General features: G+C 67.3%; 6 protein-coding genes. 5 read left to right on the top strand and 1 reads right to left on the bottom strand.

Annotated features, from left to right (window positions below; all coding sequences use genetic code 11):
- Window positions 1-164: 164 nt before the first annotated feature.
- Window positions 165-1,232, bottom strand: a complete 1,068-nt coding sequence (locus VW23_RS22360) for an ABC transporter substrate-binding protein (protein WP_069911706.1) — start codon at window positions 1,230-1,232, stop codon at window positions 165-167.
- Between the two features lie 90 nt (window positions 1,233-1,322).
- Here VW23_RS22360 and VW23_RS22355 point away from each other — a divergent pair, with 90 nt between their 5' ends.
- The 5 genes from VW23_RS22355 (at window position 1,323) to lexA (ending at window position 6,295) form a co-directional block, all read left to right on the top strand.
- Window positions 1,323-1,994 (top strand): response regulator transcription factor, encoded by a 672-nt coding sequence (locus VW23_RS22355; protein WP_069911705.1) that lies wholly within the window; start codon window positions 1,323-1,325, stop codon window positions 1,992-1,994.
- Window positions 1,994-3,367, top strand: coding sequence for a sensor histidine kinase (locus tag VW23_RS22350; protein WP_069911704.1), 1,374 nt, complete (start codon window positions 1,994-1,996; stop codon window positions 3,365-3,367). The genes VW23_RS22355 and VW23_RS22350 overlap by 1 nt, the downstream gene beginning before the upstream one ends.
- Window positions 3,368-3,425: 58 nt before the next feature.
- Window positions 3,426-4,184 carry a DeoR/GlpR family DNA-binding transcription regulator gene (locus tag VW23_RS22345; RefSeq protein WP_069911703.1) on the top strand — a complete coding sequence of 253 codons (759 nt, stop codon included), beginning with the start codon at window positions 3,426-3,428 and terminating at the stop codon, window positions 4,182-4,184.
- A gap of 25 nt (window positions 4,185-4,209) precedes the next feature.
- Window positions 4,210-5,370 carry an MFS transporter gene (locus VW23_RS22340; RefSeq protein ID WP_084646383.1) on the top strand — a complete coding sequence of 387 codons (1,161 nt, stop codon included), beginning with the start codon at window positions 4,210-4,212 and terminating at the stop codon, window positions 5,368-5,370.
- Window positions 5,371-5,572: 202 nt separating this feature from the next.
- Complete coding sequence (gene lexA, locus VW23_RS22335) at window positions 5,573-6,295, top strand: transcriptional repressor LexA (protein ID WP_069911702.1); 723 nt, start codon at window positions 5,573-5,575, stop codon at window positions 6,293-6,295.
- Window positions 6,296-6,346 lie beyond the last annotated feature (51 nt).

The raw sequence follows: 6,346 nt of genomic DNA, 5'->3' as shown, positions 1-6,346 counted from the left end.
GGGGCGGCGGAAGGCGCGAGTGTTGAGGGCCGCCCCCTCCACGAGCTGCGCTGATCCCGCGCCCCCGCTGCGCGGTGGAGGACCACTGAGAGCCCGGTGGCTTTCATATGCGATTGCCCTGCCCTTGCGGGGAGGGAAGCGCAGACAGCGGTGCATGTCTCTGCCTACTGGATGCTCAGCGCGTCGTTCCACCGCCGGATCAGCCGGGCCCGCTTCACCTGGTCGAGATAGACCATCAGCCCGGGGCTGACCGGCACCGGCCGGAGCTGGTTACCCAGCGCCTGCTGCATGGCGTTGGCGGTGTTGTCGCCGGTAACGCTGGGGTTGAGCGCCGCGATCTGCAGCTGCTGCGCCATGATCGTCTGTCCTTCGGCCGACATGAAGAAGGCGAGATAGCGGCGGCCCAGGTCCGGGTTGGCCGCAGCCTTCGGTACCAGCCCGATGCGCGAGGTGACGATGGTGTAATCGGCCGGCAGGACAATGCCGAGATCGGGGTTCCGCGCCGCCGCCTCGGCCGCATAGGAGCCGAGGATGTTGTAGCCGAAGACGAACCGGCCATCGGCGACGCGATCGACGATTGCCGAAGTGGTCGAGTAGAGCTTTACCCCTGCCGCGCCCATGGCGCCGACCAGCGTCCACAGGTCCGAATACTGCTCCTGGTCGCGCGAGAAGAACATGAAGCCGACGCCGGAGCGCTCGATGTCGTAAGTGCCGATCCGGCCGTGGATCGCATCGGCGTTGGCCTCAAGATACTGGATCAGCTCGGCCCGTGTGGCAGGCGGCTTCGCCCCGGCAAAGCTCGGCTTGTGGTAGATGAACACTGCGGGCTCGTAGGTCAGCGCATAGGCGGTGTTCCGCCAGTTGGCCCAGCGCGGCCAGCTGGAGGACAGCGGCACGCTGCTCTCCTGCGCGTAACCATCGTTAGCCAGCTTCACCTGCAGGTCCATCGAGGAGGAAAAGGCGAAATCGGCGGTGGGCCCGCCGGCATCCGACTCCGCGACCACCCGGTCGTAGATGTCGACGGTCTGCAGGTCCTCATAGGCCACGGCGATATCCGGGTTGGCCGCCTGGAACGCCGCGATCATCGGCCGCGCCAGCGGTTCATCGAGCGATGAGTAGACGGTCACTGTCCGCGCATCGGCTGCCCCGCCAAGCGCTGGAAACACCTTCATCCCCTGGGCCAGAGCCGGAGACGTGACGAGCAGCAGGAGAATGGCAAACAGACGCAGCATGGCCGAACCATGCCCGCTCCCCCGCCCGCTCCACAAGGGCTATGCGCAACGCGCCGTGCTCAAACTACCGTGCGGAAGGGGGAGTTCGTGATGCGTATCCTGGTGGTGGAAGACAACCGGACCCTGGCCGATGGCCTCGCCGCGGTGCTGCGCGTCGCCGGGTACGCGGTCGATGTGGTGCATGACGGGGTCTCGGCCGACGCGGTGCTGACCACCGAAACCTTCGATCTGGTGGTGCTCGACCTGAGCCTGCCTGAAATGGACGGGCTCGACGTGCTGCGCCGCATGCGGGGCCGCCGCAACCCTTCCTCGGTGCTGGTGCTCACGGCTCGGGGCGCGCTCGACGAACGGGTGCGTGGCCTCGATCTTGGCGCCGACGACTACATGACCAAGCCGTTCGAAGTGTCGGAGCTGGAAGCCCGTATCCGCGTGCTGCTGCGCCGCCAGGCTGGGCTGCACAATTCTTCCATCGCCTTCGGCAGCATCGAGCTCGATACCGTGTCGCGCACCCTGTCGGCCTTCGGGCAAACCCTCGATATCCCGGCACGCGAGCTGAGCGTGCTCGAAACCCTGCTGCGCAAGGCCGGCAAGGTGGTGGCCAAGCAATCGATCATCGAGTCGCTCGCCGCCTTCGACGATGATCTCAGCGAGAACGCGGTCGAGCAGTACATCTCGCGCCTCCGCCGGCGGCTCGCGCCTTACGCCCTCACCGTCCGGGTGGCGCGTGGGCTCGGCTACTACCTCGACCGGATCGCCGACTGATGGCGCGGCCCTACTCGCTGCGCCGGCGCCTGCTGCTGTGGCTGATGGTGGCGCTGCTGGCCGTCGCGGCACTGGCGGTGGTCGATACCTGGCGCGAGGCGCGGGACACCGCCACCTCGCTGTCGGACCGCGTGCTCGCCGGCTCCGTGCTGGCAATTGCCGAACGGGTGATCGTCACCGAGGACGGGGCGCTCGAGGTCGACGTGCCCTATGTGGCGCTGGAGATGCTGACCTCGGCGGCGCAGGACCGGGTGTTCTACCGCGTCGATGGCCCCACGGGCTTCATCACCGGCTACCAGACGCTACCGACCTCCGATGTCGCGACAGCCGATATCGCCTATTCCGACGCCAGCTTTCGCGGCGAACCGATCCGCGTCGCCGTGCTGCAGCGGGCGGCCTCGTCGGGCGTCAGCGCCATCCCCTTCACCGTAACCGTGGCCGAAACCACCATCGCTCGCACGCAGCTGACGCAGACCTTGCTGCTGCGCTCCGCCATTCGCCTCGCCCTGCTGATCCTCGCCGCTGCCGTAATCCTATGGCTGGCGGTGGGGTTCTCCCTCGCTCCGCTCTACCGATTGCGCGACGCCATTTCGCGCCGCGCCCTCGACGATCTCAGCCCGATCGAGCAGGAGGTGCCGCGCGAGGTGCAGGGGCTGGTCGACACCATCAACTCCTTCATGACCCGGCTGTCGGCGGCACTCGAGGCGCTGCGGCACTTCACCGGCAATGCCAGCCATCAGCTCCGCACGCCGCTCACCATCATCCGCACACAACTGGCGCTGGCGCTGCGCGCCGATACACCCTCCGCAGCGCGCGAGGCAGCGCGGACCGCCGACGCCGCGGTGGTGCACGCCGAGCGCGTACTGGCGCAGCTGCTGCTGCTCGCCCGTATCGATGAGGCCGCATCCGACCGGCTGCAGTTCCCTATCATCGATCTGCACGAACTTGCACGAGATCGCACGGGTGACTACGTCGTCCGCGCCCATGCCGCCGAGATCGATCTGGGCTTTGAGGGCGAGGGCCCGGCCCTGGTTCGCGGCGACCCGATGCTGCTGGGCGAACTGCTCAGCAACCTGATCGAGAACGCCATCGCCTATGCCGGTCCGGGTGCCGAGGCGACGGTTCGCGTCGCCGCAGCGGAGGACGTACTGCTCGAGATTACCGATACCGGCAAAGGCGTTGCGCTCGAGCAGCTGGCCGCGGTGCAGAAGCGCTTCAGCCGTGGCGACAGCGACAAGCCCGGCGCCGGGCTCGGCCTGCCGATCGTCGAGGAAATTGCCCAGCTGCTCGGCGGCGAGCTGACTGTGGCCTCGCCACCGGGCGGTGGATTCAGCGTGCAGCTCCACCTACCGAAAGCCATTCCGAACCAGTAGTTGTTGTCATTCGTGCGCATTCGTGCAATATCGTGCATGCTCACGCACGGAGTCGCACATGCTCACCGATGAACGCCACGATGTAATCCGCGGCCTGCTGCTGAGCGATGGGCGCGTCGTCGCCAATGAACTCGCAGCGCGGTTCGGCGTGTCGGAGGACACCGTCCGACGCGACCTGCGCGAACTCGCCAAGGCCGGCTACTGCCGGCGCGTCCATGGCGGCGCCCTTGCTCCGGCGCCGGTGGCGCTGCCGATTTCGGCCCGGGTGGAGAAAGATGCCGATGCCAAGACCCGGCTGGCGGCCGAAGCGGTAAAACTGCTGCAGCCGCGGCACACCGTGTTCATCGATGCCGGCAGCACCAATTACGCCATCGCCCGCGCCATCCCGCGCAACATGGAGCTGACGGTGATCACCAACGCCCCGGCCATCGCCGCGGCGCTCGCCGACCACGAGCACGTCACCATCATCATGCTGGGCGGCATCTACAACGGCGAACTCGGCAGCGTCGGCGGCAACACCACCGTCGAGGCGGTCGAAGCGATCTACGCCGATCTGGTCTTTCTCGGCACCTGTGCCATCGACCTGACGTTCGGCGTCTCCGCCCTCGATGCCGTTGAGGCCGAAGTGAAGCGCGCCATGGTGATGCAGAGCCGGGCCCTGGTGGTCGCCGCGACCGCCGACAAGCTTGGCCTTGCCGCACCGTTCCGCGTCGCGCGGCCCGAAGCGCTGACCCACCTGGTGGTGGAAGGCGATGCCGATCCCGACCTGCTCGCGGATTTCGCGACGCAAGGCACCACCGTCCACCACGCCCGCTGACCTCCTGCCGCACTGGATCTCCGCTGTGACCACTCTCGCATTCGCCACTGACCGCCTCCCCTCCGGCCGGCGGGAACAGCTCGCCACGCGGGTGATCTTTCTCGTCGTCGGCATCGTCATGGCCGGGTTCGCCCCGCTGGTGCCGCTGGCCAAGCTCCGCCTCGGGCTCGATGAAGGGGCGCTCGGCCTGTTGCTGCTGTGCCTGGGCCTGGGTTCGATTCTCGCCATGCCGATCACCGGCATGCTCACGGCGAAATGGGGCTGCCGTGCCGTGATCGCCGTCGCCTCGGTGATCATGATCGGTGCGTTCCCGTTTCTTGCGGTCGCCGACAGCTGGTTCAGCATGGCGGTCGCCATCGCCGTCTTCGGCGCTTCCCTGGGCACGGTCGACGTGGCGATGAACATCCAGGCGGTGATGGTCGAGCGCGACAGCGGCCGGCCGATGATGTCCGGCTTCCACGGCCTGTTCAGCCTCGGCGGCATTGCCGGGGCCGGCGGCATGAGCGCCTTGCTGGCGCTCGGCGGCCTGTCGCCGCTGGTGGCCGGCATCATCGTCAGCGTCGCGTCGCTGCTGCTGGTCGGTTTGTCGCTGGGCGGACTGCTGCCCTATGGCGACAATGGGCACGAGAAGTCGCCGCCATTCGTGCTGCCCAAGGGCGGCGTGCTGCTGCTCGGCATCCTGTGCCTGCTGACCTTTCTCGCTGAGGGCTCAGTGCTTGATTGGAGCGCCGTGTTCCTGACCTCGGCCCGCGGTGCCGATATCGGTCTCGCTGGGCTTGGCTATGCCGCCTTTGCGGTAGCGATGACCGGTGGCCGGCTGGCCGGCGATCGAATCCGCATGGCGCTCGGCGAGCGGCGCGTCATCCTGTTTGGCGGCCTCATCGGCGCCATCGGCTTTGCGCTGGTGCTGCTGGTTCCCTCGGCCCATACCGGCCTCGTCGGCTACTTCCTCGTCGGTGTCGGCGCCTCCAACCTCGTGCCGGTGCTGTTCTCGGCGGCCGGCCGCACCCGGGACATGTCGCCCGGGCTCGCGATCACGGCGGTCAGTACGCTGGGCTATCTCGGGCTGCTCGCCGGTCCCGCACTGATCGGGTTCGTCGCACACCTCACCACCCTGCCCTTCGCCTTCGTGCTGCTCTCGGCCGCCATGCTGATGGTGGCGGCAAGCTACAAGGTCGCGAAATAGCGCGGTTACCCTGGGACTGGTCCACCGGCCCCGGCCCTTGGTGCGGGGGCCGTGCCTCAGTCCACAGGTCGTCGGACCTCAGGAGACAAAGGACCCAATTCGGTGCGCTCGTAACGCAATATTCACCGCTCGATTGCAGAACATAACTGGAACACGTATAACACGTTCAGTCTTTGTTCCGATTCTGCTCACGGAGCCGCCCATGTTGACGCGCAAGCAACACGAACTGCTGATGTTCATCCACGAGCGGATGAAAGAGTCCGGTATTCCGCCCTCGTTCGACGAGATGAAGGACGCGCTCGACCTGAGGAGCAAGTCCGGCATCCACCGGTTGATCACCGCGCTGGAAGAGCGCGGCTTCATCCGGCGCCTGCCCAACCGGGCCCGGGCGCTCGAAGTGATCAAGCTGCCGGATTCGATGAACCCCTCGCTCGGTGGCCGCAAGGCCCGCTTCGAGCCCTCGGTCATCGAGGGCAACCTCGGCAAGGTGGCGACGCCTCCTGCCCGCCCATCGGCGCCGGTGGTCAATGCCGACTCCTACCGGGCGGTGACCGTCCCGGTAATGGGCCGCATCGCGGCGGGTACGCCGATCGAAGCGATCCAGACCCACAGCCACTCCATCATGGTGCCGCCCGAGATGCTCGGGCCCGGTGAACACTACGCACTGGAAGTGCGCGGCGACTCGATGATCGACGCCGGCATCTTCGATGGCGACACCGTGCTGATCAAAAAGCAGGATGCGGCCTCGACCGGTGAGATCGTCGTCGCCCTCGTCGATGACGAGGAAGCGACACTGAAGCGGCTCCGCCGTCGCGGCAACTCCGTGGCGCTCGAAGCGGCTAACCCGGCTTACGAGACCCGTATCTTCCCGCCCGACCGGGTGAAGGTGCAGGGCCGGCTGGTTGGCCTGTTGCGCAAATACTGACCTCCTGACCCCACCGCCAATCGGGTCCCTGGGCCGGCAGCCTTGCCGGCC

Origin of the sequence: Devosia insulae DS-56, assembly GCF_000970465.2 — a bacterium.
Taxonomy (GTDB): domain Bacteria; phylum Pseudomonadota; class Alphaproteobacteria; order Rhizobiales; family Devosiaceae; genus Devosia_A; species Devosia_A insulae.
The sequence above is the reverse complement of the archived record's forward strand: the minus strand, read 5'-3'. Positions and strand labels throughout refer to the sequence as shown.

Excerpts from the sequence above, each read along its gene's own strand:
- VW23_RS22360 (WP_069911706.1), bottom strand. The coding sequence starts at position 1,232 with ATGCTGCGTCTGTTTGCCATTCTCCTGCTGCTCGTCACGTCTCCGGCT.
- VW23_RS22355 (WP_069911705.1), top strand. The coding sequence starts at position 1,323 with ATGCGTATCCTGGTGGTGGAAGACAACCGGACCCTGGCCGATGGCCTC.
- VW23_RS22350 (WP_069911704.1), top strand. The coding sequence starts at position 1,994 with ATGGCGCGGCCCTACTCGCTGCGCCGGCGCCTGCTGCTGTGGCTGATG.
- VW23_RS22345 (WP_069911703.1), top strand. The coding sequence starts at position 3,426 with ATGCTCACCGATGAACGCCACGATGTAATCCGCGGCCTGCTGCTGAGC.
- lexA (WP_069911702.1), top strand. The coding sequence starts at position 5,573 with ATGTTGACGCGCAAGCAACACGAACTGCTGATGTTCATCCACGAGCGG.